At 66.3% G+C, this 25,501-nt stretch carries 24 protein-coding genes; 10 read left to right on the top strand and 14 right to left on the bottom strand.

Features of this window, described 5'->3' with window-relative positions:
- The first annotated feature begins 12 nt into the window (after positions 1 to 12).
- Positions 13 to 1,479 (top strand): protein adenylyltransferase SelO, encoded by a 1,467-nt coding sequence (locus ACW9UR_RS09685; protein ID WP_458916754.1) that lies wholly within the window; start codon positions 13 to 15, stop codon positions 1,477 to 1,479.
- A gap of 171 nt (positions 1,480 to 1,650) precedes the next feature.
- Here the strand turns inward: ACW9UR_RS09685 and phoB are convergent, their stop codons facing one another.
- The 7 genes from phoB to ACW9UR_RS09720 all read right to left on the bottom strand — a co-directional run bounded on the left by phoB (position 1,651) and on the right by ACW9UR_RS09720 (position 9,662).
- A complete protein-coding gene (gene phoB / locus ACW9UR_RS09690; protein ID WP_458916755.1) occupies positions 1,651 to 2,370 on the bottom strand; it encodes a phosphate regulon transcriptional regulator PhoB in 720 nt (239 codons plus the stop codon).
- Between the two features lie 16 nt (positions 2,371 to 2,386).
- Complete coding sequence (gene phoU, locus ACW9UR_RS09695; RefSeq protein ID WP_458916756.1) at positions 2,387 to 3,085, bottom strand: phosphate signaling complex protein PhoU; 699 nt, start codon at positions 3,083 to 3,085, stop codon at positions 2,387 to 2,389.
- Between the two features lie 35 nt (positions 3,086 to 3,120).
- The gene (pstB, locus tag ACW9UR_RS09700; protein ID WP_458917177.1) at positions 3,121 to 3,918 is read right to left on the bottom strand and encodes a phosphate ABC transporter ATP-binding protein PstB; all 798 of its coding nucleotides are present in this window, start codon (positions 3,916 to 3,918) and stop codon (positions 3,121 to 3,123) included.
- A gap of 35 nt (positions 3,919 to 3,953) precedes the next feature.
- On the bottom strand, positions 3,954 to 5,732 hold the full coding sequence (gene pstA, locus ACW9UR_RS09705; RefSeq protein WP_458916757.1) for a phosphate ABC transporter permease PstA: 1,779 nt from the start codon (positions 5,730 to 5,732) through the stop codon (positions 3,954 to 3,956).
- A gap of 13 nt (positions 5,733 to 5,745) precedes the next feature.
- A complete protein-coding gene (gene pstC, locus ACW9UR_RS09710; protein WP_458916758.1) occupies positions 5,746 to 7,122 on the bottom strand; it encodes a phosphate ABC transporter permease subunit PstC in 1,377 nt (458 codons plus the stop codon).
- 101 nt (positions 7,123 to 7,223) lie between these two features.
- Positions 7,224 to 8,210, bottom strand: coding sequence for a substrate-binding domain-containing protein (locus ACW9UR_RS09715; RefSeq protein WP_458916759.1), 987 nt, complete (start codon positions 8,208 to 8,210; stop codon positions 7,224 to 7,226).
- 144 nt (positions 8,211 to 8,354) lie between these two features.
- Positions 8,355 to 9,662, bottom strand: a complete 1,308-nt coding sequence (locus ACW9UR_RS09720; RefSeq protein WP_458916760.1) for an ATP-binding protein — start codon at positions 9,660 to 9,662, stop codon at positions 8,355 to 8,357.
- A 120-nt stretch (positions 9,663 to 9,782) separates the two neighbouring features.
- On the opposite strand from ACW9UR_RS09720, the gene ACW9UR_RS09725 reads away from it, so the two are divergent.
- The 3 genes from ACW9UR_RS09725 (at position 9,783) to ptsP (ending at position 13,876) form a co-directional block, all read left to right on the top strand.
- Entirely contained in the window at positions 9,783 to 10,217 is a 435-nt protein-coding gene (locus ACW9UR_RS09725; RefSeq protein ID WP_458916761.1) for a DUF1178 family protein, read from the top strand.
- A 156-nt stretch (positions 10,218 to 10,373) separates the two neighbouring features.
- Complete coding sequence (locus ACW9UR_RS09730) at positions 10,374 to 11,603, top strand: aspartate kinase (protein WP_458916762.1); 1,230 nt, start codon at positions 10,374 to 10,376, stop codon at positions 11,601 to 11,603.
- A 5-nt stretch (positions 11,604 to 11,608) separates the two neighbouring features.
- Positions 11,609 to 13,876, top strand: coding sequence for a phosphoenolpyruvate--protein phosphotransferase (gene ptsP, locus ACW9UR_RS09735; RefSeq protein WP_458916763.1), 2,268 nt, complete (start codon positions 11,609 to 11,611; stop codon positions 13,874 to 13,876).
- Between the two features lie 18 nt (positions 13,877 to 13,894).
- Here the strand turns inward: ptsP and ACW9UR_RS09740 are convergent, their stop codons facing one another.
- Positions 13,895 to 14,407: a GNAT family N-acetyltransferase gene (locus ACW9UR_RS09740; protein ID WP_458916764.1), complete on the bottom strand. Its 513-nt coding sequence runs from the start codon at positions 14,405 to 14,407 to the stop codon at positions 13,895 to 13,897.
- 173 nt (positions 14,408 to 14,580) lie between these two features.
- Here ACW9UR_RS09740 and ACW9UR_RS09745 point away from each other — a divergent pair, with 173 nt between their 5' ends.
- Both ACW9UR_RS09745 and ACW9UR_RS09750 read left to right on the top strand, forming a co-directional pair.
- Complete coding sequence (locus tag ACW9UR_RS09745) at positions 14,581 to 15,192, top strand: flavin reductase family protein (RefSeq protein ID WP_458916765.1); 612 nt, start codon at positions 14,581 to 14,583, stop codon at positions 15,190 to 15,192.
- 64 nt (positions 15,193 to 15,256) lie between these two features.
- Positions 15,257 to 16,129 carry an S-methyl-5'-thioadenosine phosphorylase gene (locus ACW9UR_RS09750; RefSeq protein ID WP_458916766.1) on the top strand — a complete coding sequence of 291 codons (873 nt, stop codon included), beginning with the start codon at positions 15,257 to 15,259 and terminating at the stop codon, positions 16,127 to 16,129.
- Between the two features lie 16 nt (positions 16,130 to 16,145).
- On the opposite strand, the gene ACW9UR_RS09755 is transcribed toward ACW9UR_RS09750, so the two are convergent.
- Positions 16,146 to 16,334 (bottom strand): hypothetical protein, encoded by a 189-nt coding sequence (locus ACW9UR_RS09755; protein WP_458916767.1) that lies wholly within the window; start codon positions 16,332 to 16,334, stop codon positions 16,146 to 16,148.
- 145 nt (positions 16,335 to 16,479) lie between these two features.
- Here ACW9UR_RS09755 and ACW9UR_RS09760 point away from each other — a divergent pair, with 145 nt between their 5' ends.
- The 3 genes from ACW9UR_RS09760 to ACW9UR_RS09770 all read left to right on the top strand — a co-directional run bounded on the left by ACW9UR_RS09760 (position 16,480) and on the right by ACW9UR_RS09770 (position 18,515).
- Positions 16,480 to 16,611, top strand: a complete 132-nt coding sequence (locus ACW9UR_RS09760; RefSeq protein WP_458916768.1) for a hypothetical protein — start codon at positions 16,480 to 16,482, stop codon at positions 16,609 to 16,611.
- An 87-nt stretch (positions 16,612 to 16,698) separates the two neighbouring features.
- Positions 16,699 to 17,238, top strand: coding sequence for an adenine phosphoribosyltransferase (locus tag ACW9UR_RS09765; RefSeq protein ID WP_458916769.1), 540 nt, complete (start codon positions 16,699 to 16,701; stop codon positions 17,236 to 17,238).
- Between the two features lie 86 nt (positions 17,239 to 17,324).
- Positions 17,325 to 18,515, top strand: a complete 1,191-nt coding sequence (locus ACW9UR_RS09770; RefSeq protein ID WP_458916770.1) for a hypothetical protein — start codon at positions 17,325 to 17,327, stop codon at positions 18,513 to 18,515.
- A gap of 185 nt (positions 18,516 to 18,700) precedes the next feature.
- Here the strand turns inward: ACW9UR_RS09770 and ACW9UR_RS09775 are convergent, their stop codons facing one another.
- Both ACW9UR_RS09775 and ACW9UR_RS09780 read right to left on the bottom strand, forming a co-directional pair.
- The gene (locus ACW9UR_RS09775; RefSeq protein WP_458916771.1) at positions 18,701 to 20,116 is read right to left on the bottom strand and encodes an FAD-binding oxidoreductase; all 1,416 of its coding nucleotides are present in this window, start codon (positions 20,114 to 20,116) and stop codon (positions 18,701 to 18,703) included.
- A 2-nt stretch (positions 20,117 to 20,118) separates the two neighbouring features.
- Positions 20,119 to 20,943 carry an MBL fold metallo-hydrolase gene (locus ACW9UR_RS09780; RefSeq protein WP_458916772.1) on the bottom strand — a complete coding sequence of 275 codons (825 nt, stop codon included), beginning with the start codon at positions 20,941 to 20,943 and terminating at the stop codon, positions 20,119 to 20,121.
- A gap of 187 nt (positions 20,944 to 21,130) precedes the next feature.
- Here ACW9UR_RS09780 and ACW9UR_RS09785 point away from each other — a divergent pair, with 187 nt between their 5' ends.
- The gene (locus ACW9UR_RS09785) at positions 21,131 to 22,258 is read left to right on the top strand and encodes an MFS transporter (RefSeq protein WP_458916773.1); all 1,128 of its coding nucleotides are present in this window, start codon (positions 21,131 to 21,133) and stop codon (positions 22,256 to 22,258) included.
- Here the strand turns inward: ACW9UR_RS09785 and ACW9UR_RS09790 are convergent.
- The 3 genes from ACW9UR_RS09790 to thrC are packed head-to-tail and all read right to left on the bottom strand — an operon-like array spanning position 22,224 to position 25,496.
- Positions 22,224 to 22,838, bottom strand: coding sequence for a GNAT family N-acetyltransferase (locus tag ACW9UR_RS09790; RefSeq protein WP_458916774.1), 615 nt, complete (start codon positions 22,836 to 22,838; stop codon positions 22,224 to 22,226). The two genes, ACW9UR_RS09785 and ACW9UR_RS09790, sit on opposite strands and share 35 nt — an antisense overlap.
- Positions 22,839 to 22,848: 10 nt before the next feature.
- Complete coding sequence (locus ACW9UR_RS09795) at positions 22,849 to 24,111, bottom strand: M16 family metallopeptidase (protein ID WP_458916775.1); 1,263 nt, start codon at positions 24,109 to 24,111, stop codon at positions 22,849 to 22,851.
- Positions 24,108 to 25,496 carry a threonine synthase gene (thrC, locus tag ACW9UR_RS09800; RefSeq protein WP_458916776.1) on the bottom strand — a complete coding sequence of 463 codons (1,389 nt, stop codon included), beginning with the start codon at positions 25,494 to 25,496 and terminating at the stop codon, positions 24,108 to 24,110. The genes ACW9UR_RS09795 and thrC overlap by 4 nt, the downstream gene beginning before the upstream one ends.
- Positions 25,497 to 25,501 lie beyond the last annotated feature (5 nt).

The following is a 25,501-nucleotide window of genomic DNA, read 5'->3' on the forward strand; positions in this document are numbered from 1 at the left end:
AAAGGGGACCGCATGACCCAGGACACCCGCACCATCGCCTTCGACAACAGCTACGCCCGCCTGCCCGAGCGCTTCCACGTGCGCCTCGACCCGACCCCCGTGGCCGCGCCCGGCCTGATCCGGGTGAACCACGCGCTGGCGCGGCAGCTGGGCCTCGATCCGTCCGAACTTGAGTCTGCTGAAGGCGTTGCCCTGCTTGCCGGAAACCGCGTGCCCGAGGGCGCCGAGCCTCTGGCGATGGCCTATGCCGGCCACCAGTTCGGCGGCTGGGTTCCCCAACTCGGCGACGGCCGCGCAGTCCTGCTGGGCGAGGTTCTCGATGGCTCGGGCGCCCGCCACGACATCCAGCTCAAGGGCGCGGGGCGCACACCGTTCTCACGCATGGGCGACGGCCGCGCCTGGCTGGGCCCGGTGCTGCGCGAGTACGTGGTCTCCGAGGCGATGGCCGCACTCGGCATCCCAACAACCCGCGCGCTGGCCGCCGTCACCACCGGAGAGCCCGTTTACCGCGAGGCCACCATGCCCGGCGCGGTCCTGACCCGCGTCGCCTCCAGCCACATCCGCGTCGGCACGTTCCAGTATTTCGCCGCACGGCGCGACCTCGACGCGCTGCGTCTGCTCACCGATCACGTCATCGCCCGGCACTACCCGGACCTAGATCCCGGCGACGCGCTCGGCCTGCTGAAACGCGTGGCCGAGGCGCAGGCGCGGCTGATCGCCCGCTGGTTGGGCGTCGGCTTCATTCACGGCGTGATGAACACCGACAACATGTCAATCGCGGGTGAGACCATCGACTACGGCCCCTGCGCCTTCCTCGACGCCTACCACCCGGACACGGTGTTCAGCTCAATCGACCAGATGGGCCGCTACGCCTACCGCAACCAGCCCGCGGTGGCGCAGTGGAATCTGGCGCAGCTGGCGTCCTCACTGCTGCCGATCATGGCCGACGACCCCGAGGATGCCGTCCCCGAAGCGCAGGCCGCCGTGGACGCCTTCCAGCCGCTCTACCAACAGGCCTGGGCCGAGGTGTTTCGCGCCAAGCTGGGCCTCGCCGACCCGCAGGAGGACGACCCGGCACTCGCTACCGCGCTACTTGACGCAATGGCCGCGACCCGTGCCGACTTCACCCAGACTTTCCGCGCACTGGCCGAGACGCCCTCCGAGGCCCCGTTGCCAGCACACATTTCGGACGACATCGCTCCACTCGAGGACTGGCGCACCCGCTGGACTGCCCGGCTGGCCGCAGAGGGCGCGACGCCGTCGGACCGCCAGCCCGGCATGACCCGCGCGAACCCCGCGATCATCCCGCGCAACCACCGGATCGAACAGGCGATCACCGCCGCGCTGCAGGGCGACCTCGCCCCGTTCCACGCCCTGACAGAGGCGCTCGTGAACCCCTGGCAGGCCGCGCCCGACAGCCCGCTGCGCGCCGCTCCGGCCCCCGGCCAGGAAGTCGCCCAGACCTTCTGCGGCACCTGAGCCAAAGGCCGCCAGCAGGAAACCCACCGCCTTCCACTTCCCCCGAATATCCCCGCCGGAGGCATCCGCCGCCGGCCCGGGAAAGCAGCGCTAGTAAAAGGAAAACAGCGCCGCGAACTGATCGCGACGCCGTTCAGCAATCTCCGGCCGGGGGCTGCACTCCCCCGAAAATCAACCGGCTTTCCGGGCAGCCGCGCCGCCCTGGTAGGTCTCGTCCAGGGCATAGCCGCTGGCGCGCACCGTGCGGATCGGGTCCGCCTCGCCGCGCCGGTTGAGCGCCTTGCGCAGCCGCCCGACATGCACATCCACGGTGCGGATCTCGACATAGACATCGGTGCCCCAGACCCGGTCCAGCAGCTGCTCGCGGCTAAACACCCGGCCCGGACGCTGCATCAGCGTATCCAGCAGCCGGAACTCGGTCGGGCCAAGGTGGATGTCCCGCCCCGCACGCCGGACCCGGCAGGTTTCGCGGTCGAGGGTGATATCCGCAAAGGTCGCGACGTCCCCGGCGATGGTCGGCCGGGTCCGGCGCAGCACGGCGCGGATCCGGGCGACCAACTCGGACATCGAGAAGGGCTTGGTCACGTAGTCATCCGCGCCGAGTTCAAGGCCGCGGATACGGTCCTCTTCCTCGCCGCGGGCGGTCAGCATGATCAGCGGGATCTCCCGCGTCGAGGTCTGCGCGCGCACCTGCCTGCAGATCTCGACGCCCGAGACGTTCGGCAGCATCCAATCCAACAGGATCAGGTCCGGCTTTTCCTCGTCGATGGCGATCAGCGCCTCTTCGCCGTCCGCACAGACGGCGATGTCGAACCCTTCCTTGCCGAGGTTGTAACTCAGCAGGTGGCTCAGGGCCTCTTCATCTTCGACAACAAGGATCTTCGCACACATCGACGCGTTTCCTCCGTCAATCGATCGCCGGGCTGACCGGCTCGCCCTTGGGACGGTCGTCGCCCAGAGGCTCACCTTCCTGGATATAGTAGGCCATCTCGGCGATATGGGTGGTGTGATCGCCGATCCGCTCCAGGTTCTTGGCGATGAACAGCAGTTGGCTGCCCGCACCGATCATCCTGCTGTCTTCCATCATGTAGGTCACGACCTCGCGGAACATGGCATTGTACATCTCATCGATGTCCACGTCCTTCCGCCATACCGCGACAGCGGCCTTTGTATCGTGGCTGGAATAGGCGCTGAGCACCTCCGACAGCAGTGCCTGCGTCGCCCGGCCCATGCGCACGATCGAGGGCGTGGTCGGCAGCGGCCCCAGCTTCGAGATCGCGGCCGAGCGTTTGGCGATGTTCTTCGACAGATCGCCGATCCGCTCCAGCGTGGTGGAGATCTTCAGCGCGGCGATGACCACGCGAAGGTCCTGCGCCACGGGCGCGCGGAGCGCGATCACCTGGGTCGCGAATTCCTCGATCTCGTTTTCCATCTGGTCAACGCGCTTGTCGCGCGCGACCACCTTGTCGGCGAGGGTCGTGTCGCGGGTCTCGACGGCCTCGAGCGCGCCGGCCAGCAGATCCTCGGCAAGGCCACCCATCTCCGAGATGCGGGCCTCGATCTTCTCGAGGTCCTGGTCGAAGGACGAGACGATATGATCTCCCATAGGGAAACTCCCTTGATCCTGATATGCCGACGGGCTCAGCCGAAGCGGCCGGTAATGTAATCCTGGGTCCGCTGATCTACCGGGTTGGTAAAGATCTTCGGCGTATCGTCATACTCGACGATATAGCCCAGGTGGAAAAACGCGGTCTTCTGGCTGACGCGCGCGGCCTGCTGCATCGAGTGGGTCACGATGACCACCGAGAAGCTCTGCTTCAGCTCGTCGATCAGCTCTTCGACCTGCGCGGTCGCGATCGGATCGAGCGCCGAGCAGGGCTCGTCCATCAGCAGCACCTCGGGGGCGGTGGCGACGGCACGTGCGATGCAAAGGCGCTGCTGCTGGCCGCCCGAAAGGCCGGTGCCGGGCGCGTCCAGGCGGTCCTTCACCTCTTCCCACAGTGCAGCGCGGCGCAGCGACTGCTCGACCACCGCGTCCAGATCCGCTTTCGACGAAACCAGACCGTGGATGCGCGGACCGTAGGCCACGTTGTCATAGATCGACTTCGGGAACGGGTTCGGCTTCTGAAACACCATGCCCACGCGAGCGCGCAGCTGCACCGGATCAACCTTGCGATCGTAGATGTCACCACCATCGAGCAGGATCTTCCCGGTCACCCGGCAGATGTCGATCGTGTCGTTCATCCGGTTGAGGCAGCGCAGGAAGGTGGACTTGCCGCACCCCGACGGGCCGATGAAGGCCGTCACGGTGTTGTCGAGGATGTCCACGTCCACGCCTTTGATGGCCTCGTTCTGGCCGTAGTAGACGTGCACGTCCTTCGCGTGGATCTTGATCTCGTCGGACCCCGGCGCCTGGTTGTTGGTCCGGATATCGGTCATGTCAGCATTCGACATCGGTTTACTCCTGTCCGCCCTTACCAGCGGCGCTCAAATCGTTTGCGAAGGAAGACGGCCAGCGCGTTCATTAGCACCAGGAACAGCAGCAGCACGCAGATAGCTGCAGCGGTTCGGGATTCGAAGGCGCGCTCGGGGAAGTCAGACCAGCGGAACACCTGCACGGGAAGCACGGTGGCGCTGTCGGTGACGCCCGAAGGGATGTCCACGATGAAGGCAACCATGCCGATCATGATCAGCGGCGCGGTCTCGCCCAAGGCCTGGGCCATGCCGATGATCGTGCCCGTCAGTATACCCGGCATCGCCAGCGGCAGGACGTGGTGGAAGCTTGTCTGCAGCTTCGATGCGCCCAGGCCCAGCGCCGCGTCGCGGATCGAGGGCGGCACCGCCCGGATCGCCGCGCGGCTGGCGATGATGATCGTGGGCAGCGTCATCAGTGCCAACACGATCCCGCCGGCCAGCGGCGACGAACGCGGCACCCCGAAGTAGCCCAGGAACACGGCGAGGCCCAGCAGACCGAACACGATCGACGGGACCGCGGCCAGGTTGTTGATGTTCACCTCGACGAAATCCGTGATGCGGTTCTTCGGCGCGAACTCTTCCAGGTAGATCGCCGCGCCGACCCCGATCGGGAAGGCCAGCAGGAAGGTCACAAGCATTGTCCAGAACGAGCCGACGATGGCGCCCCAGATCCCGGCAAGCTCCGGTTCGCGGCTGTCGCTCGCGGTGAAGAAGCGGGTATTGAACACCTCCGAGACTTGGCCACGTTCCTGCAGCGTGTCGATCCAGATCGCCTGACGGTCGGTGATCTTGCGGGCATTCTCGGGCAGCTCGTAGATGTAATAGCCCCACTGGTCTGCCGGCAGGTCATCGACCGCCTCGACCGGCGTGATCTGCTCGGCCAGCCCGGTCGTCGCGCCGACCTCGAGCATCTTCAGCCAACCGTCGCCAACCCGCAGCAGCACCGACGGCGCCGAATTGTCCAGCGGCTCGAACCCACCTGCCTGGGTGGCACGTGCGTCGAGATCGTCGGCGATGTCCAGCAGCCGGTCCCGCTCGACCGCGCGGCTCTGCGCCGAGGCAAGAAGCTGGTCGCGTTCTTCCTGGGTCTCGGCGTTCTCGGCCTGCGCCGTGAACACCTCGAAACCGCGGTTCTGCAGGCGCGCCTGGTTGCGCTGGAAAAGCGCCTGTTCGCGCAGCGCGGTCTTGGCGACCTGCAACGCCTCTTCAAAATCGTTGGCGCTGGTCAGGATCCGGACGTTGTCGCTGTCGGCGATCGGGACGATAGAGAGCGCGCCGGCATGAGCGACCTTCTTCATCCCGCCATAGACGCCCTTGAGATAAAGATCCGTGACGTCCGAGGCCAGCAGCGGTATCTCGACCGAGCCGCCGACCAGGTCGGGGTTGTCGATCACCTGCTGGCGCAACTCGAACTGCGCGCCCGAGCTGACGAGGTCATATAGCTCGCGCCGCTCGGTCCGGCCGCTGACCGTGGGGAACTCCTCCTTGAGGACGTCCTTCACAAGACCGTCGTAGTTGAACCGCGCGATGCTTTCGGGGTCGTTGGCATCGAGGCCCTCGTCGTCCAGCGGCACCTCGGCGGTGATGTAGCTTTCGGTCAGCACCTGCATCGCGTTGCCGACAACCGTGGACATCAGGGCCACCAGCGCCAGCCCGGCGAACAGGATCGCCAGAATACCGTAGGTTTTCAGTCTCAGCTCGGCCCAGCGGCGGTTCTTCAACCGGCGCGCGGAAGCCTCCGTGCCGTGCTGGGCGGAGAGATCTGCTATCGCGACCATCTTGGACGCCCCCTCAATCGTAGAGTTCGCGGTACTTGCGCACGATGCGCAAGGCGACGACGTTCAGAATCAGCGTCACGCAGAACAGCGTGAAACCCAGCGTGAAGGCAGGACCGGCGGCCACGCTGGCCTCGGTATCGCCGGTGATCAGCATGACGATCTGCACCGTGACGGTCGTGACCGCTTCCAGCGGGTTCAGGGTCAGGTTGGCGCCCTGCCCCGCAGCCATCACAACGATCATGGTCTCGCCCACCGCGCGGGAGATCCCGAGCAGTACCGCCGAGACGATCCCCGGAAGCGCCGCCGGCAGAACAACCTGGCGTATCGTTTCGGCCTTTGTCGCGCCCAGCCCGTAGGAGCCGTCGCGCAAGCTCTGCGGTACCGCATTGATGACGTCGTCGGACAGCGACGAGATGAACGGGATGATCATGATCCCCATCACCAGGCCCGCGGCCAGCGCCGATTCCGACGCCACGCTCAGTCCCAGAGACTCACCCGTGCCGCGGATGAACGGCGCCACGGTGATCGCGGCGAAAAAGCCGTAAACCACCGTCGGCACGCCGGCCAGTATCTCCAGCATCGGCTTGGCCCAGGCCCGGACCCGCTTGGATGCGAAGTCCGACAGGTAGATCGCGGCGAACAGACCGACCGGAACCGCGACCAGCATGGCGATGGCGGTGATCAGCAGCGTACCGGCGAACAGCGGCACCGCGCCGACCTTGTCCGGGTCCATCTCGCCGGAATGCACGCCGGAAAGCGGCGACCAGCGGGTGCCGAACAGGAACTTGTCGATGCGCCAGCCGATGTTGTTGAAGAAGGTCAGGGTCTCGAAGATCAGCGACAGGACGATACCGATGGTCGTCAGGATCGCGATGATGGCGCAGATTGCCAGGACCGAACGGATGATCGTCTCGGATCTGTTGCGGGCCCGGAACTCGGTGCTGATCGACCGCAGCGCCATCAGCCCGCCCAGCGCGGCGATGCCGAGGCTCAGGATGATCGTACCCCAGAAGCGTAGGCTTTCGAGCCTGCCGTAGCGGGCCGCGATATCCTCGCGCAGTTCGTCCTGCGTCGAGGCCACACCGCCTGAGGCGATCGACTTGGCATCCGACAGGATCAGCTGCCGCTCGATGCGCGGTGCATCGGGCACCGCATCGGCAATGGCTCCGCTCAACGAGCTGTTGATGTACATCCCGAACAGCGTCGAGACGACGAGCAACGTAATGATGCCGCCCAGCGCGGCCAGAAGAAACGCGTAGAGGCCGTGGTAGGTCGGCCGGGAGTGCAGAATCGCCATGTCGCCTTCCGCGATCGCCGTGGACCGCTGACGCGCGAGGAACATGAAAACGAATGCTAGGACGAAGGTTACGAGAATTACGGCGGTAGACATGCGGGTTGTCCCTGACCAGTCGCGGCACCGCGTCCCCGGGCCGCACAAACAGTGAGCAGGGGCGGGAAGATCCCGCCCCTGCAGGCATCAGACGATGCGGATTATTCCAGAGCCGACTTTTCCAGCGACTTCAGGTTGGCAATCGCGTCGGCGTTCTCGTTGAACAGCTCTTCCGGCAGCGGGATCAGGCCCTTGTCGACCAGATAGCCTTCTTCACCGGCGGCAGCTTCCGACGAGAACTCGGCGGCGTACTCTTCGATGCCGGGAACGACGCCGACGTGCGCTTTCTTGATGTAGTAGAACAGCGAACGCGAGACCGGGTAGTCACCGGCGGCGATGTTGTCGAAGGTCGGCTCGACGCCGTCGACGGTGGCGCCTTGCAGGGCGTCGGCGTTCTGGTCGAGGAACGAGAAGCCGAACACGCCCAGGGCGTTCGGGTTGGCTTCCAGCTTCGAGACGATCAGGTTGTCGTTCTCGCCGGCTTCGACATAGGCACCATCTTCACGGATCGAGATGCCTTCGCACTCGATGCCGGCGCCTTCGCAGCCTTCTTCCATCACCAGTTCTTCAAAGGCGTCACGGGTGCCCGACGACGGCGGGGGGCCCAGGACTTCGATCTTGATGGCGGGCAGCGAGGGATCAACTTCGTCCCAGGTCATCGGCTTCGGGCCCTGCTCGGCCAGCGCGGTGACGATCTGCTCGCGGGTCAGCGCGAACGACGGGCCGCCCTTGGCGTTGGCGATGACGATGCCGTCATAACCCACGATCGACTCGGTGATGTCGGTGACACCGTTGGCCTGGCAGTCGTCGAACTCCGACGGCTTCATGCGGCGCGAGGCATTGGTGATGTCCGGGTGCTCGACGCCAACACCGGCGCAGAACAGCTTCAGGCCGCCGCCCGAACCGGTCGACTCGACGACCGGGGTCGCGAAATCGGTGGTCTTGCCGAACTGCTCGGCCACGGCGGTCGAGAACGGGAACACGGTCGACGAACCGACGATGCGGATCTGGTCGCGGCCCTGGGCAGCGGCGGCACCGGCGACAACGGCGCCAGCAGCAGCAAGAGCGAGAATGTTGGTGAGTTTCACGGGATTTCTCCGAATACCATTCGTTTCGGTTGTACAGGGTTTGGTCCCTGCCGGTTTACAGGGCGCCTCCCTGCCGAGCGGCAACCTAGGCCGACGACGTGCAGGTTTTATTGCGATTCGATGACGGTTAAATGACAGTCCAAGCTATTGCGCCGGAACGGCTTTTTCGCCTTCCGCAACGTCAACTTCAATTTCGGACGCCTGCGGAATCCACAGTGTGAAGCAGCTTCCGTGCCCCTGTTTCGAGCGGATATCGATCGCCCCGTGATGCCGAGACAGGATGTGCTTGGTGATCGCCAGACCAAGCCCGGTTCCGCCCATGTCCTTGCTCTGCTTCGCGTTCACACGGAAGAATCGTTCGGTGAGTCGGGGGATGTGCTCCCGGGCGATTCCCGGCCCCTGGTCGATCACGCTGACGCCGTAGTGACGCGGATAGCGCGGGTCCGATTCGGCAGCAACCACGCGCACCTTCTGCCCCGACCCGCCGTACTTGATCGCGTTGTCGATCAGGTTCGTCACCACCTGCGTGAGCTGGTCGTGGTCGCCGAACACTATGGCCTGTTCGCCCTCGCGCGGCAATTCGATCTGCAGCAGCACATCGGCCCGGGTCGCCTGCGGGAACATAGCGGCCGCCGCCTCGTGCGCCGTGGAATAGAGGTCGATGCGGTCCTCGGGGCGCACATGGGCGTTCATCTCGATCCGGCTCAGCGACATCAGGTCGTCCACTAGCCGCTGCATCCGGCCGGCCTGGTTCATCATGATGCCGAGGAACAGCTCGCGCGCCTCGGGGTCGTCCTTTGCGTGGCCCTGCAAGGTCTCGATATATCCGAGGATCGAGGCAAGCGGAGTGCGCAACTCGTGACTCGCGTTGGCCACGAAGTCCGAGCGTGTCTGTAGCAGCGCCTTGTCCCGCGTCCGGTCCTCGATCTGCACGATGACTTGCGCGCCATCACCGAAATCGGCAGCGGCACTGGCGGGAAGATAGGACGCGCGGGCCTCGTAAAACCGCTCACGTCCGCGGACCTGGCTGAAGGTGAAGCTGATGTCCTCGTGATCGCGCAGGATCTCCTCGATCGCCTCGACGAAGGCGGGCGCGCGAATCACCGTGGCGAAATGCGCCCCGGGCCGCACGGCGGGCAGAATCTTCTCGGCCGCCGGGTTGGCGTAGGTGAACCGTTCCTCCTCGGAGATCACCAGCAGTGGCGCGGGCATCCGATGCAGCAGCGTGCGCCCGGGCCCCATCTGCAAAGGCGTGGCCGCCGCGTCAGACTGCGGCGACGACAGAAGGCCCTTACGCTCCGCGCGCCTGGTGCCCCATCCATAGACGGCAACAAGCGCCACCAGGATAACTGCAAGCCAAACGTCCCCCATCCCGAGGCGCGCGGTTGCGAACACGGCCAGGATACAGGCGGCGCCAAGGGCCAGCAGCGGATATGTCCGACGGATCGGCACGGGTCCTCTCGCAGTTTTGGGTGCGGGCCCCTACCTAGCATCGTCGGCAACTCGACGTAAGCGATATTGCTTTCAAGAAAATGTCTTATATCTGGATAGAGAACACCGAGCAGAGCCAAGATGATCAAGTACCAACTGCAATGTCCCGACGGCCACCGCTTCGACAGCTGGTTTTCTTCCAGCGCGGACTACGAACGCCTTGAGCGTTCCGGGCATCTGTCCTGCGCGGTCTGCGGCGGTTCGGGCATCAGCAAGGCCCTGATGGCACCGCGCGTAACCACCTCGGAAGAGGCCGAAACCGCGAAACCCGCCCCGGCGCCGCTGTCGGCCCCCGCCTCGCCAGCGGAACAGGCGCTCCGCGCGCTGCGCAAGAAGATCGAAGCGGAAGCCGACAACGTCGGCCGCGACTTCGCCCGTGAGGCCCGCGCCATGCACGAGGGCGAGGCGCCCCGCCGCGCGATCTATGGCGAGGCCCGGGCGGACGAAGCCCGCGATCTGATCGAGGACGGGATTCCCGTCGCGCCCCTACCCTGGCGGAACCGCACCGACAGCTGAGGATCGCTGATCCGGCAAAGCTTGCGCGCATTCCGCGACTGACACGGGATCGACACACGTCGGCGCCCGAGCTCCCCGGCAGACCCAAAGTGCGCTTGCGGCTGCCCGCGACCACGGCTAGGAACCGGGGGTCTTGTACTATGCATCGGATTGCCCATGCCCCGCCTGGTGATGAAATTCGGCGGAACCTCCGTCGCCGACCTCTCCCGCATCGAAGCCGCCGCCGAACGCGTCAAACGCGAGGTCGAGGCCGGCTATGACGTGATCGTCGTGGTGTCGGCTATGGCGGGCAAGACCAACGAGCTCGTGGGCTGGGTGCGCGACACCTCCGTGCTCTACGATGCACGCGAATACGATGCGGTCGTCGCCTCGGGCGAGATCGTGACCTCGGGCCTGATGGCGCTGCGCCTGCAGCAGATGGGCGTAGACGCGCGCAGTTGGCAGGGCTGGCAGGTGCCGGTGCGCACCACCTCGGCCCACGGCGCCGCCCGGATCGAGGAGATCGGCACCGACAACATCGCCGCCAAGTTCGACGAAGGCATGCGTGTGGCCGTGGTCGCCGGTTTCCAGGGCATCAGCCCGGAAAACCGCGTGACGACCCTCGGCCGGGGCGGCTCGGACACCACCGCCGTCGCCTTCGCCGCTGCCTTCGAGGCGGAACGCTGCGACATCTACACCGATGTCGACGGCATCTACACCACCGACCCGCGGATCGAGGACCGCGCCCGCAAGCTGGACCGCATCGCCTACGAGGAGATGCTGGAACTGGCCTCGCTGGGCGCCAAGGTCCTGCAGACCCGCTCGGTCGAGCTTGCGATGCGTTACAAGGTCCGGCTGCAAGTGCTCTCGTCCTTCGAGGACAAGCCGGGTACACTCGTGTGCGACGAGGAGGAATTGATGGAAAGCAATGTCGTTTCGGGGGTCGCCTTCCAGCGGGACGAGGCGAAGATGACGCTGATCTCGGTGGCCGACCGGCCCGGGATCGCGGCCGCCATCTTCGGCCCCCTCGCCGACGCCGGGGTGAACGTGGACATGATCGTCCAGAACATCTCCGAGGACGGGCGCACCGACATGACCTTCTCGTGCCCGGTGGCCGAGGTCGACCGTGCACGCGCCGCGCTCGAGAAGGCCCGCGACGAGGGCCAGTTCAACTATCATGAACTGGACGCCGACATCGACGTGGCCAAGGTCTCGATCGTCGGGATCGGCATGCGCAGCCACGCGGGCGTCGCCAAGCAGATGTTCAAGGCGCTGGCCGACGAAGGGGTCAACATCAAGGTCATCACCACCTCCGAGATCAAGGTCTCGGTCCTGATCGACCGCAAGTATCTCGAACTGGCCGTCCAGGCCCTTCACGACGCTTTCGAGCTCGAAAAGGCCGGCTGAGCGCGATGTCCCCGGGCACCACGCAGGCGGTCGAGAGCCGCGTTCTGCTCAAGCGGCTGCGTGACACCCTCGCCGAGGCCGGCGAGGGGCAGGAGCGCTTGAACCGGATCACCGACCTCGTGTCCCGGTCTCTGGCCTCGCAGGTGTGCTCGATCTACCTGAAGCTACCGGACGACACGCTCGAGCTGTGCGCGACAACCGGTCTGAACCCGGACGCCGTGCACCGCACCCGGATGCGCGTACGCGAAGGCCTCGTGGGCCGTATCGCCGACACCGCCGAGCCTGTGGCGACCTCGGACGCGCCGCACACCCGCGGCTTCCAGTACTTCCCGGAAACCGGCGAAGAGATCTACGCCAGCTTCCTCGGCGTGCCGATCCAGCGCCTGGGCGAGGTTCTGGGCGTGCTCGTCGTGCAGAACCAGCAAGCGCGGGAATACAGCGACGACGAAATCCACGGGCTCGAGATCGTCGCTATGGTCCTCGCCGAGATGGCCGAGCTGGGCGCCTTCACCGGCACCGCGCCGACCGATCCGCCCGCACCGCACCGCGGCCCGTTCCACGTCCGCGGCCTGATCGGGCAGGAGGGCGTCGCCGAGGGCACCGTGCTTATGCACGACCCCAAGATCGCCATCCTGAACCCGGTCGCTGACGATCCCACGGCAGAACACGCCCGGCTTTCGGACGCGTTGAACCGGCTCCGCGCCGAGGTGGACGAGATGCTCGCCGCCGAGCACCTCGACATGGACGGCGAGCACCGCGAGGTGCTCAACGCCTGGCGCATGTTCGCGCATGACAAGGGCTGGGTACGGCGGATGATGGAAAGCATCGACGCCGGTCTCGCCGCCGAGGTCGCGGTCGAGCGCGAGCAGTCCGCCACCCGCGCCCGCATGAGCCGGGTCAAGGATCCCTACCTGCGCGACCGGCTGCACGATCTCGACGATCTGTCGAACCGCCTGCTGCGCCTGCTGACCGGCGGAGACGGTGTGAACGAGGGCGAGATCCCGCCCGACGCCATCCTCGTCGCCCGCAACATCGGCCCGGGCGAACTGCTGGACTACGGCCGCAAGCTGAAGGGCGTCGTGCTCGAGGAAGGTTCGGTCGGCAGCCACGCCGCCATCGTCGCCCGCGCGCTGGCGATCCCGCTGGTGCTGCAAGCGACCGCGATCACCCGTGAGGCGCACAACGGCGATCCGCTGCTTGTCGACGGCGATCAGGGTGTCGTCCACCTGCGCCCTGAAGACAGCGTCCGCGAGGCCTTCCGCGCCAAGATCGACATGGTCCACGAGGCGCAGGAAACCTACTCCGAGCTGCGCGACAAGCCAGCCGTGACGCTGGACGGCGTCCGGGTGGGCATGCAGATGAACGCGGGCCTGATGGCCGACCTGCCCAGCCTTGTGCCTTCGGGCGCCGAGGGCGTCGGTCTCTACCGCACCGAGCTCGCCTTCCTTGTTCGCCGCACCGTGCCCAAGCGCGGCGAGCTGATGGCGCTCTACAAGCGCATCCTCGACGCCGCGGGCGAGCGCCCCGTGACCTTCCGGACGCTCGACATCGGCTCGGACAAGGTGCTGCCCTACATGAACCGACCAGAAGAGCCAAACCCGGCGCTCGGCTGGCGCGCGATCCGCGTCGGGCTGGACCGGGCTGGCGTGATGCGGATGCAACTGCAAGCCCTGCTGCGAGCCGCCGAAGGACGGCCGATGCGGATCATGTTCCCGTTCGTCGCACAGTTCGACGAGTTCCGCGCCGCGCGCAACATGGTCTATCGCGAATTGGAGCGCGAGCAGGGCTTCGGCCACAAGGTCCCATCAGAGATCAGCATCGGCGCGATGCTGGAAACCCCCAGCCTCGCCTTCGCGCCGGACCAGTTCTTCCGGATGGCGGATTTCATCTCGATCGGCGGGAACGACCTGAAGCAGTTCTTCTTCGCCGCCGACCGCGAGAACGAGCTGGTGCGCCGCCGCTACGACACGCTCAACGTCAGCTTCCTCAGCTTCATCGAGCAGATCGCCGCGCGCTGCGACCGGTTCGGCACGCCGGTCAGCTTCTGCGGCGAAGACGCGGGCCGCCCGGTCGAGGCGCTGGCCCTGACCGCCATGGGCCTGCGGCACCTGTCGATGCGCCCAGCCTCCATCGGTCCGGTCAAGCGGCTGCTGCGCGCCGTCGACCTGTCCGAAACCCGCCGCCAGATCGACGAGGCCCGCCGGTCCGGCGACCAGTCGGTTCGCCCCGCGCTGATGGACTGGCTGAAGGAAACCGGCGCGCCCCTACCCTGACCTCAGGTTGCCCTGACCTCAGGCCGGGATCGCCGCCCGTTCGGCCGGCCACGGCGCGACCGCCCCGCTCAGCCCGTCTAGACCGCCCTCCTGCAAGGCATGGCCCAACACCCGGTCCGGGTTGGTCGGCGCGGGAAACTCCACCGGCACATGGTCGAAGCCGAAACGGATGTAATAGGGCCGGTCGCCCACCAGAAGCACCCGCGCCCAGCCCGCCTCGCGCGCGCGGGACAGGCTTTCCGACATCAACAGCGCGCCGATGCCTTCACCCTGGCGCGTCGGGTGAACGGCAATCGGCCCCAGCAGCAGCGACGGTGTCTCCCGCTCTCCCACGACCACGGGCCAATAGCGGATTGCCCCCGCGACGGCGTCGTAATCGTCCCGTGCCACCAGCGACAGTCCAGACAGCATCGGCACGCCGTCGCGCAATCGATAGGAACTCAGCGCTGTCCGGCCGGGCGCGAAGGCCGTGTCGAACAGCTGTTCGACTTCCGGCGTGTCTTGAGGGCGTTCAGGGTAGAGTCGAAACATCGGCGGGCAGGCTCGCGGCAAACGGGGAACGGACGGCGGCGGAGATTGGCCCCCTTCGTCGCGCGTTCATCGCCTCCTGATCCCTGCTTGCGGGCGCACCCGATCCTCCATGGCTCGACACTCCGGTAGCACGCGACTAGATGGGTCACAAACCGGAAAACGAAGGAGCGTCCATGTTCTACCGCCCCGGCCTCGACGATCATGGCCTGCCGCACAACCCGTTCAAGGCCATGGTCGCCCCGCGTCCCATCGGCTGGATCTCGTCCATTGGCGCAGATGGCAACGTCAATCTCGCCCCCTACAGCTTCTTCAACGCACTGGCCGACAACCCGCCGCTGGTCATGTTCTCGAACACCGGCACCAAGCCTGACCGCGAAGGCGCGAAGGACAGCGTATCGAACATCCGCGAAACCGGAGAGTTCGCGACCTCCATCGTCGGCCTTGCGCTGCGCGATCCGATGAACGCCAGCTCCGGCGCATACGAGGCGGGCGTCGACGAGTTCGAGGTCGCTGGGCTCGAGAAAGACCCGTCCGAACTGATCGCCCCGCCCCGCGTGAAGGGCGCCGCCGGGTCGTTCGAATGCAAGCTCTGGAAGATCATCGACCTGCCCGGCCCCTCTAACGTCATGGTCATCGGCGAGGTCGTCGGCATCCACATCGACGAAGCGTTCCTCACCGACGGCATTTTTGACGTCACCAAAGTCCAGCCGCTGTCGCGTCTCGGCTACCGAGACTATGCCACGGTCACGGAAGTGTTTTCCCTGAACCGCCCCGGCCAGACCTGAGCGGCTTGCCTCACCGCGCCGCGCCGCTAGTGTGAGCGCGCCAAATCGACGGAAAGGGGCAGGCATGGAAACGGTTCTCGGGATCATCGGCGGCAGCGGCGTCTACCAGATCGAGGGGCTCGAGGGCGCCGAATGGACCACGGTGGACACGCCCTGGGGCGCGCCGTCGGACCAGGTGCTGGTGGGTCGGCTCGGCGGCGTGAAGATGTGCTTCCTGCCCCGCCACGGCCGCGGCCACGTGCAGACCCCGTCCTCGGTCAGCTACCGGGCAAACATCGCCGCGCTCAAGACACTGGGCGTAACCGACGTGATCTCGGTCTCGGCCTGCGGCTCGTTCCGCGAGGAAATGGCGCCGGGCGATTTCGTCATCGTCGATCAGTACATCGACCGCACCTTTGGCCGCGAGAAGTCCTTCTTCGGCCCGGGCTGCGTCGCGCATGTCTCGGTCGCGCACCCGACCTGCCCGCGCCTGTCGGCCGCCTGTTCTCAGGTCGCCCGCGCCAACGGTGTGAAGGTTCACGACGGCGGCACGTACCTGGCGATGGAAGGCCCGCAGTTCTCGACCCTGGCCGAGTCCAGGCTCTACCGCGAAGTCTGGGGCTGCGACGTGATCGGCATGACCGGCATGCCCGAGGCCAAGCTCGCCCGCGAGGCCGAGCTTTGCTACGCGAGTGTTGCCATGATCACCGACTACGACAGCTGGCACCCGGACCACGGCGAGGTCGACGTCTCCGAGATCATCCGCACCCTCCTGGGCAATGCCGACAAGGCCCGCGGCATGGTCGGCGGCCTTCCCGCTCTGCTGGGCGGCGAGCGCGCGCCCTGCCCTCACGGCTGCGACCGGGCGCTGGAATACGCGATCCTGACACAACCCGACGCGCGGGATCCTGAAATGGTCGCCAAACTGAAAACGATCGCGGGCCGCGTGCTGGCCTGAGACAGCCCCGCCGGCTTCAGCTCTCGTCCGAAGCCGGCGCGTTCTCTTTCACGAACCGGCGCATGAAGTGCCGGATCTCGCGCGAGGCCGAGGTATCGAGCCTGTCGCACAGGGCAACGAAGGCATCCCGCTCGTCCCGGTCGACCCGGATGACCAGCTGGCTGCCTTTCTTGCCGCCCCTCTTCTCTGACTTATGTTTCGACATTGTCCGGTCTTCGGGCGTCCGTTCTGGGGGCATTCAAGTGCGATGTGGCCACTTATTGACGTATCCCTTGATTTTTGCACCGTCAATGTATATACAATTGCTATACGAAAACAGGCGGCCCAGTCGCCACGGGCAGGAGATGACCATGAATTTGCACGACGCACGCATCATGCTGATGCTCGACCGCCGCGACCAGAACCGTCCGCGGCTGCGCTGGCTGCCGGAGTCGCTCTACCGCAGCTTCTCGGCCGCGCATAAGCACCTGCTGCGCAAGTAAACTCTGCGCCTGCAGGCGGGCAGGGCGCTTGCCCGGTCCCCGAGCGGCGGCTAGGGTCCGCGCGCCATAGACGCGAGGACCCGGCCAATGCCCGAAACACGGGATGTGAAAAGCTACATCCGCACGATCCCCGACTTCCCCAAGCCGGGGATCCAGTTCCGGGATGTCACAACGCTGTTCTCGGACCCGCGCGGCTTCCGCGTTGCGGTCGACCAGCTGCTCCACCCCTACGCCGGCATCCGCATCGACAAGGTCGCCGGCCTCGAGGCGCGCGGCTTCATTCTGGGCGGCGCAGTGGCGCACCAGCTGTCCGTCGGTTTTGTCCCGGTCCGCAAGAAGGGCAAGCTGCCCGGCGCGACGATCTCGCAGGACTACGCGCTGGAATACGGCACCGCGACGATGGAACTGCACGATGACGCCATCCAGGCCGGCGAGCGCGTGCTGATCGTCGACGACTTGCTGGCCACCGGTGGCACCGCCGAGGCAGGCGTGAAGCTGATCGAGAAACTGGGCGGCGAGGTCGTCTCGCTGGCCTTCATCATCGACCTTCCCGACCTCGGGGGCCGCGCCCGGCTCGAGAAGCTCGGCCTCGACGTCCACGCCCTCTGCGCCTTCGAAGGCGACTGAACTCGCACAACCCATCCGCGAGGAATTCGCCCAAAGACGCGCCGAACGTGCTAGTCTGAGGGCGATTTCAGAAGATGGGTATTTCAATGCGAGGACTGATTTTCGGCGCGCTTGCGCTGCTCCTTCCGACACTGGCGACGGCCCAGACCATCCCCGGCGCCGACGACCCGCGGCTCCGCGCCGCTGCTTTGGCGTGGCTGAACGACGAAGACCCGGCCGCCGACGTGCGACGCTTGGGCGAACTTGCCGCCGAGGGCAATATCGCCGCCCAGCTCTTCATAAACCGGGTGGTCCTTCTACAGATCCACTTTGATTTTCCGCTACTCGATCGAAAGGAGAGACTTGCCCTTCTCGCACCCGGCGACGACCCCGACAGATTCCGATATGGCCGGTACCTGATTGACCGAGAGCTTGTTCCAAAGGATCGAATGTGGTCAGCCGAAACACAGGAAGAGCTCGCCGAAGCCGGGCAAACCTTGCTGGATGCCGGGCAGCGTGATCGCGCCCTCTGGAACGTAGCCGGCATGCCGATGAACCGTCCGGATATCGACATAGAAGCTGTGAAATGGGCCGAAACCTGGGTTTCGACGGGCGAACAAGCCAAGACGGTGCTCTGGGCTTTTCGAATTTCCGAAAGCCGCCTTCTCGAATATTCGGAAGAAAGCAACCCTGCGAAAGTCGCAGAGCGCCGCGCACGATGGGGAGAGCCGCCTTGGAACAGCAGGGTTGAACAGGAATTCCTCCAAGCCCTTTCCGAAGGTCGATGGACCGCGATTTACGCCGCCCTTCTGACGGCACAGCTAGCCCCGGATCTCATCCCACCGGGCGAACAACGAGAGAAGATCGAGCGTTGGCACGATATTTGGCTGAAGACGCTACCTAGATCTCGCGGCGATGCGCCTAATATTTCTCCAACAGAACTGGAATCGCTCGGGCAAGCGATCCTGGATGATGCGGAAGACACGCCGTTCCTTTGGCCATTGAGAAACGCCTGCCGCCAGCATTGTTCGGGCGAGATACGACACTGCGTAGCGACCACTGCAGTGAAGGGAATGAACACAAATTACAGTGAACCTGGTATGGAACCCGTTCTAACGACACAGGAATATTTTGCTTCGAACCGAGCCGCACGCTCAATGCTTTACCGCCTCGGCTTTCTCCGTAATCACCCAGACGAAAGCACAGCTGCAGCCATACGAGAGCAAACAGAAGTCATCCCGGGTTGCTTGCGAGATGCTGCGGATCGTTTGACGGAGCCCATTCTGCGCCAAAGGTGATTTTTCCGTCACCTGCGACCTGCGTTAACCTTCCACTAACCAGTTGCCCGCTATCACACATTCACTGGCCCCCACAGCCGGTGTTGCTTGCGAAACAGGTCCCGAACACCCCAATCCAGGGCCAAGGTAAGAGGACTTGAACAACCGCGCCTCCCGGCTTTACCCACCGGGGGGCGCGTCCCGTCTCACCCCCTGAGAACCGCGCCGGGGTTCATGATCCCAAGCGGGTCCAACGCGGACTTTATCGCCCGCATCGCCGCCAGCTTGGCCGGATCCCCGTATTTCTCAAGATCTCCGACCTTGAGCCGCCCGACGCCGTGCTCGGCGCTGAACGAGCCGCGATAGCGGTGCACAAGGTCGTGCACGCAGTCCGTCACCGCTGCGCGCTGGCTGTCGTGCAGGTCCCGCTGACCCGCCTCTTCCGGGAAGACGTTGAAATGCAGGTTGCCGTCGCCGAGATGCCCAAAACAGTTGATCCGGAACCGCGCGTCGATCCGTTTCAACGCGGGGACGGCCTCGGCGATGAACGCGGGCACCTGTCCGATCGGCAGCGAGATGTCGTGCGAGGCGACCGCGCCGACCTTCCTGTTGGCTTCGGGAATGCGCTCGCGGATGTCCCAGAACGTCGCCGCCTGCGCCCGGTTCTGCGCGATCAATGCGTCATGGATCAACCCGCGCTCGAACGCATCGGCCAGCGCGGCCTCCAGCCGTTCCGAGGTCCGCGCGCCCTCGGGGCCGCCGGTCTCGACCAGCACCGCCCAGTCGGGGCGCTCGGCGAACGGCTGGGCAACCTCGGGCAGCACCTCGGCGAGGAAGTCGAAGCTGGTGCGCGCGATCAGCTCGAACGCGGTGATCCCGTCGCCAAGCGGGTCGCGCAGCCGCCCCAGAAGCTCCAGCGCGGCCGCAGGACTGTCCGTCGCCAGTAGCGCGGTCGCCTCCTCTGCCGGGCGCGGGAACAGCCGCAGGCTGGCGGCGGTGATGATCCCCAACGTGCCCTCTGCGCCGATCAGCAGGTGCCGCAAGTCGTAACCGGTGTTGTCCTTGCGCAGCCGCTTGAGCCCGTCCAGGACCGAGCCATCAGGCAGCACTGCCTCGATCCCCAGCACCAGATCGCGCGTGTTGCCATAGCGCAGGACGTTCACGCCGCCCGCGTTGGTCGACAGCAGCCCGCCCATGCGCGCCGAGCCTTCCGAGGCCAGGGCCAGCGGAAACAGTCGCCCCTCGGCCTCGGCGGCGGCCTGAACATCGGCAAGGATCGCGCCCGCCTCGGCCACCATTGTATTGCCTGCCGGGTCCACATCGCGCACCGCGCTCATCCGCTCCAGCGAGACCAGCAGCGTCGGCGGCCCCTCGGGTAGTTGCCCCCGCACCAGCCCGGTGCCGCCGCCATAGGGCACCAGCCCGACCCGGTGCGCCGCGGCGAAACGGACGACCGCGGCAACCTCTTCGGTCGAGGCAGGCCGCACCAGCGCGCTTGCGGTGCCGTTCACCCTCCCGCGCGGGTCCTCGGAATAGGCGGGCGGGACCTCTCCCACGCGGCCCTCGGGCAATGTCTCGGCCAAGGCCTGGACGATCTCGGGGCTCGCGGAGGTCAGGGTCATGGTCAGTCCGGAAGGTCGTAGTAACGGGGCAGCAGGACGCGCACGGTAGGCTGGCGCGGCAGCGTGCGCAAGCTGACGGTCATGCTGCTTTCGTCGGAACTGTCGACCTCGAACTCGTCCGACATGCCCGCGACGAAACTGTTCAGCGTGCCGCGCCCAAACCAGTGCATCGGCAGCACGATCCGCGACTTCAGGCGCTTGAGCACCCGGATCATCGTCGGCAGGTCCACGGTCATCCCGCCATCCACCGGAGCCATCACGATATCCAGTCGCCCGATCGCGGCGTATTGCTGCTCGGAGGGCTCATGGTGCAGATGCCCGAGATGTCCGATGCACAGGCCCGCCACCTCGAAGATGAAGATCGAGTTGCCGTCCTCCTCGGCGCCACCGAAGCCCGAGCGGATGTTGGTCGGCACATTTCGGATCAGAATTTCGTCATCCAGCACAAGCCGGTGATCCGCGGGCCCTTCCTCGTCGCCCCAGCCCGGCAGGACATGTTCGATTCGCGGATCGACATTGGGCGTCCAGTGGCTGGAATGGGCGTGGTTCATCGTCACCACGTCAGGCACGACGTCCACGCCGACATAGCCGTTGAAGTCGGTCACGATGCCCCGGCCCGAGGGCGTCTCGATCATGAACATCGAGTGATCGACATAGCTGATCCGCACCTCTTCGTTGGTCAGCCCGTCCCCGAAACTCGCGAAGCGGATGTCGGAAAACTCGTTCTGGACCAAGGCGATGCAATGGCTTTGCAGGGTCTGGGCGGAAAGGGAAGGCGCGGCAGCGGCCAAGGCCAGAGCGGCAAGCGCAGCGGACAGGGTGCGCATGTGGAAAACCTCCTGTTGTGTGCCTGCGATGCTGCCCCATCCGCGGCCCGGTCTTGATCCGGGTCCACGCGCGCTATTGTTCTGGCCCATGAGCACCGCCGAGTCCTCCCCCGCCGCGGCCACGCCCAGGGCGCGCAACGCCACAATACATGTGGCGAGCCTGTCGTGCAGCAAGCTCGCGGACGGCTTGATCGACCCCAAACTGGTCCTGTCCTGGCTGCTGACCTCGCTGGGGGCGCCCGCGCTTCTGATCGGTCTGCTTGTTCCCGTTCGCGAGGCGGGCGCGCTGCTGCCGCAGCTCTTCATCTCGGCCCGGATCCGGGCGATGCGCGCCGCCCGCTATGCCTGGGCCGGGGGCAGTGCCGCGCAGGGCGCGGCCGCCGCCGCGATTGCCGGTGTCGCGTGGGCGTTTGAGGGCGCACTGGCCGGTGTGCTGATCGTCGCGCTTCTGGCGGGACTGGCCTTAGCGCGCAGCGTCTGCTCTGCCAGCTACAAGCACGTGCTTGGCAAGACCGTCGAGAAACAGTCCCGGGGCCGCACCACTGGCCTTGCCGGCTCCATTGCCGCCGCAGGCGTGCTGGCTTTCGCCGCGATCCTGACCTTCGGCCCCGGCGCGAGCCTCGGCCTGATCACCGCCGCCATCGCTCTCGCCGCCGGTCTGTGGCTTGCGGCGGCGGGGCTCTTTACCCGGCTGGACGAGCCGGAGGGGACCGATGAGGGCGACACGGATGCCGCCAGTTCGGCGCTTCGGAACCTCAAGCTGCTGCGGACCGACGCCGCGCTGCGCCAGTTCATCCTGACGCGCGGTCTGCTGATCACAACCGCGCTCGCGCCGCCGTTCGTGGTCACGCTGGGCGAAGCCTCGCTGGACCGTTTGGGGTGGATGGTCGCCGCTTCTTCGCTCGCCGCACTGGTGTCGAGCTATGTCTGGGGCAAGCTCTCGGACCGCTCGTCGCGCAAGGTTCTGATGCTCTCGGGCATCGTGGCCGCCGCGATCCTGGCGCTGACGGCGCTGCTGGGCTCGGGCTCGTCCGGCGCGGTGACTGCGGCGCTGCTGTTCGGGCTGATGATCGCCTACCAAGGCGTCCGGTTGGGCCGCTCTACGCACCTCGTCGACATGGCGACCGAGGACACGCGCGCCGCCTATACCGCCGTCTCGAATACGGTGATCGGCCTGCTGCTGCTGGCCGGAGGGCTCTACGGCGTGGTGGCCCACACCTTCGGCACGGTCCCGCTTCTGTGGCTAATGGCAGGCCAGTCGGCCCTCGGCGCGCTCGCTGCTACGAGGCTTTCGGAGGTGCAGCAGCGGGGGTGACACCCTCGACCCGGCCGCGCCGATCGCTGCGCAGGTTCGCGTAGAGCACATGCGTCCGCCAGCGCCCGGCGATCTGCAGATAGCTCTGGGCGACGCCCTCGTACTTGAATCCAGCGCCTTCCAGCAAAGACCGCGAGGGCGTGTTCTCGGGCAGCGTCGCCGCCTCGATCCGGCTGAGGTCGAGATCGCGGAAGGCATAGTGCACCAGCGCCAGCAGCGCCTCGCGCATGTAGCCCTGCCGTGCATGGGGCGCGCCGATCCAATAGCCCACGGTCCCCGACTGCGCCGGCCCCTTGCGGATGTTGTCGAGGGTGATCCCGCCCAGCAGTGCGCCGTCGCTGCGGCGGATCATGAACAGCGGCAGCGCCCGGTCTTGGTCCATCGCCCGCGCGGCCCAGTTGACCCGGTCGCGGAACGCCCGGCGCGAGGTCTGATCGCCCTGCCGCACCGGCTCCCACGGCTGAAGGAAGGTCTCGGAATCGCGCCGCAGGTTCACCCAGTCGGCGTGATCCTCCATCTCAGGAAGGCGCAACGTCATGCGCTCGGTGTCGATCGACAGCCGTGCGCGCTTCAGGAACATCGCCGCCCCGTCAGGCCGCCAGACGCGCGCGGATCCCTTCGTGATCCGGCGCCGCCGACACGGGCCCGTAAAGCGCCAGCGCCGGATCGGCCTGCGCGCAGACCTGTTCGGCAAAGGCAGCGAGGTCGGCGCGGCCCACGGCATCAATCTTCTCGACGGTCTCCTCGACGCCGGGAACGCGGTCCCAGATTGCCGTCATCCGCGCCAGCCGCTCGCAACGACCCGAAGCGCTCTCCAACCCCATCAGCATCCCGGCCTTGATCTGGGCGCGGGCGCGCTCCAACTCGGCATCGGTGACATCGCCCGGCAGACGCCGCATCTCGTCGATGACGACCTGTATCAGCTCGGCAAGGCTGTCCTCGGCAGTGCCGGCATAGATCATCAGCGACCCGCTGTCGGCATAGCTCGCGTTCTGCGCGAAGATCGAATAGCAGAGGCCGCGCTTCTCGCGCGCCTCCTGGAACAACCGCGATGACATGCTGCCGCCGAGGATCCCGGCGTGCAGCTGCGCGGCATAGACATTGCTGTCCAGATAGCCCGGCCCCTGCAGCGACAGCGCGAAATGCGCCTGCTCCAGCCCGCGGACCACCCGGCGTTCGCCGCCCTGGAACTTCGCCGCCTCGACCGCGCCGGTCGAGCGCCGCGCCAGCCCCCCGAACATCGCCTCGGCCTGCGCGACGATCTTGTCGTGATCGACCTTGCCCGCCGCGCTGATGATCAGCCGCTCAGGTCCGTAATGGCCGTGGACAAACCGCGTCAGGTCGTCCCGCTGGAAAGCCGAGACTCGCTCTGGCGGTCCCAGGATCGGACGGCCCATGCTCTGCGAGGGGAACGAGACCTCCTGCAGCCAGTCGAAGATGATGTCGTCCGGTGTGTCTTGCGCCTGGCCGATCTCCTGCAGGATCACGCCGCGTTCGGTCTCGATCTCGCGCGGATCGAAAGCGGGGTTCAGCAGGATGTCGCCCAGCACGTCCAGCGCCAGAGGCACGTCCTCGTCCAGCACACGGGCGTAATAGGCGGTCATCTCGCGGCTGGTATAGGCGTTGATGTAGCCGCCCACGTCCTCGATTGTCTCGGCGATCTGCAAGGCGGTCCGGCTGGCGGTGCCCTTGAACGCCATGTGCTCGAGGAAATGCGCGATGCCGTTCTCGGCTTCGGTCTCGTGACGGCAGCCGGCGGTCACCCAGACGCCGACGGCGGCGCTGGCGAGGCCTGGCATTTCTTCGGTGACGATCCTCAGCCCGTTGGCGAGGCGGTGCATCCTGACGGTCATGCGCGCTGATTTGCCACGAAAGCCTTCAACGCCGCAAGGTCATTCGGCAACCGCTCGACCCGCTCGGGACGGTCGAAGAGGTCCGCCATCCGCTCGGGCAGACCGGGGCGGATGCCCGTGGCGGCTTCGACCGCATCGGGGAACTTCGCCGGATGCGCGGTCGCCAGCGTGATCATCGGCACCGTGCTTTCGGGCTGCTCCTCGGCCACCTTCACGCCGCAGGCGGTATGCGGGCAGATCAGCTCGGCCGACACCTCCAGCGTCCGCCGGATCGTCGCCGAGGTCTCCTCCTCCGACGCGCGCCCGCTGTCGAACTCGCGTCCCAGCCGCTCCCGTGCGCCCTGGTCCAGCGCGAATCCGCCCTCGTCCTTCAGCGCGGTCATCAGCTGCTCCACCGCGGCGCCCTCGCGGTCGTAGATGTCGAACAGCAACCGCTCGAAGTTGGAGCTGACCTGAATATCCATCGACGGCGAGATCGAGGGCGTCACCCCCTCCTTCCGGTGCTCGCCGCTCGCCAGCGTCCGGTGCAGAATGTCGTTCTGGTTCGTCGCGATCACCAGCCGGTCGACCGGCAGGCCCATCCGCTTGGCGACATAGCCCGCGAAGATGTCCCCGAAGTTCCCCGTGGGAACCGTGAAGCTGACCTTGCGATGCGGCGCCCCCAGCGCAACGGCCGAGGTGAAGTAGTACACCACCTGCGCCAGCACCCGCGCCCAGTTGATCGAGTTTACGCCCGCCAGCCCGACCTCGTCGCGGAACGCGTGGTCGTTGAACATGTCCTTGAGCCGCGCCTGGCAGTCGTCGAAATCCCCGTCCACGGCGATGGCATGCACGTTTGCCTGCGGCGGCGTCGTCATCTGCCGGCGCTGCACCTCGGACACACGGCCGTGCGGGAAAAGGATGAACACGTCGACCGCGTCCAGCCCGGCAAAGGCCTCAATCGCCGCCGAGCCGGTGTCGCCGCTGGTCGCGCCCACGATCGTCACCCGCTTGCCCGAGCGCTTCAGCGAGACCTGGAACATCTGCCCGATCAGCTGCATCGCGACGTCCTTGAACGCCAGCGTCGGGCCGTGAAACAGCTCCAAGAGGAAATGGTTCGCGTCCAGCTGCTTGACCGGGCAGCGCGCCGCGTGGCCGAAGCCCGCATAGGCGCGCGCGATGATCCCGCGGAATTCCTCGTCCGAGAACGTGTCGCCAATGAACGGCTTCATCACCCGGAAGGCGGCCTCCTCGTAGGAGACACCTGCCAGCGCCGCGATCTCGTCCGCGCTCATCTGCGGCCAGCTTTCCGGCACGTAGAGGCCGCCATCACGGGCCAGCCCGCTCAGCATCGCCTCTTCGAAGCTCAGCGCCGGCGCCTGGCCGCGGGTCGAGATATAACGCATGGTCG

It is taken from the genome of Halovulum sp. GXIMD14794 (assembly GCF_054457455.1).

Bases quoted from the DNA above. Each gene is read 5' to 3' on its own strand.
- ACW9UR_RS09685 (WP_458916754.1), top strand. From the start codon at position 13: ATGACCCAGGACACCCGCACCATCGCCTTCGACAACAGCTACGCCCGC.
- phoB (WP_458916755.1), bottom strand. From the start codon at position 2,370: ATGTGTGCGAAGATCCTTGTTGTCGAAGATGAAGAGGCCCTGAGCCAC.
- phoU (WP_458916756.1), bottom strand. From the start codon at position 3,085: ATGGGAGATCATATCGTCTCGTCCTTCGACCAGGACCTCGAGAAGATC.
- pstB (WP_458917177.1), bottom strand. From the start codon at position 3,918: ATGACCGATATCCGGACCAACAACCAGGCGCCGGGGTCCGACGAGATC.
- pstA (WP_458916757.1), bottom strand. From the start codon at position 5,732: ATGGTCGCGATAGCAGATCTCTCCGCCCAGCACGGCACGGAGGCTTCC.
- pstC (WP_458916758.1), bottom strand. From the start codon at position 7,122: ATGTCTACCGCCGTAATTCTCGTAACCTTCGTCCTAGCATTCGTTTTC.
- ACW9UR_RS09725 (WP_458916761.1), top strand. From the start codon at position 9,783: ATGATCAAGTACCAACTGCAATGTCCCGACGGCCACCGCTTCGACAGC.
- ACW9UR_RS09730 (WP_458916762.1), top strand. From the start codon at position 10,374: ATGCCCCGCCTGGTGATGAAATTCGGCGGAACCTCCGTCGCCGACCTC.
- ptsP (WP_458916763.1), top strand. From the start codon at position 11,609: ATGTCCCCGGGCACCACGCAGGCGGTCGAGAGCCGCGTTCTGCTCAAG.
- ACW9UR_RS09740 (WP_458916764.1), bottom strand. From the start codon at position 14,407: ATGTTTCGACTCTACCCTGAACGCCCTCAAGACACGCCGGAAGTCGAA.
- ACW9UR_RS09745 (WP_458916765.1), top strand. From the start codon at position 14,581: ATGTTCTACCGCCCCGGCCTCGACGATCATGGCCTGCCGCACAACCCG.
- ACW9UR_RS09750 (WP_458916766.1), top strand. From the start codon at position 15,257: ATGGAAACGGTTCTCGGGATCATCGGCGGCAGCGGCGTCTACCAGATC.
- ACW9UR_RS09755 (WP_458916767.1), bottom strand. From the start codon at position 16,334: ATGTCGAAACATAAGTCAGAGAAGAGGGGCGGCAAGAAAGGCAGCCAG.
- ACW9UR_RS09760 (WP_458916768.1), top strand. From the start codon at position 16,480: ATGAATTTGCACGACGCACGCATCATGCTGATGCTCGACCGCCGCGAC.
- ACW9UR_RS09765 (WP_458916769.1), top strand. From the start codon at position 16,699: ATGCCCGAAACACGGGATGTGAAAAGCTACATCCGCACGATCCCCGAC.
- ACW9UR_RS09770 (WP_458916770.1), top strand. From the start codon at position 17,325: ATGCGAGGACTGATTTTCGGCGCGCTTGCGCTGCTCCTTCCGACACTG.
- ACW9UR_RS09775 (WP_458916771.1), bottom strand. From the start codon at position 20,116: ATGACCCTGACCTCCGCGAGCCCCGAGATCGTCCAGGCCTTGGCCGAG.
- ACW9UR_RS09780 (WP_458916772.1), bottom strand. From the start codon at position 20,943: ATGCGCACCCTGTCCGCTGCGCTTGCCGCTCTGGCCTTGGCCGCTGCC.
- ACW9UR_RS09790 (WP_458916774.1), bottom strand. From the start codon at position 22,838: ATGTTCCTGAAGCGCGCACGGCTGTCGATCGACACCGAGCGCATGACG.
- ACW9UR_RS09795 (WP_458916775.1), bottom strand. From the start codon at position 24,111: ATGACCGTCAGGATGCACCGCCTCGCCAACGGGCTGAGGATCGTCACC.
- thrC (WP_458916776.1), bottom strand. From the start codon at position 25,496: ATGCGTTATATCTCGACCCGCGGCCAGGCGCCGGCGCTGAGCTTCGAA.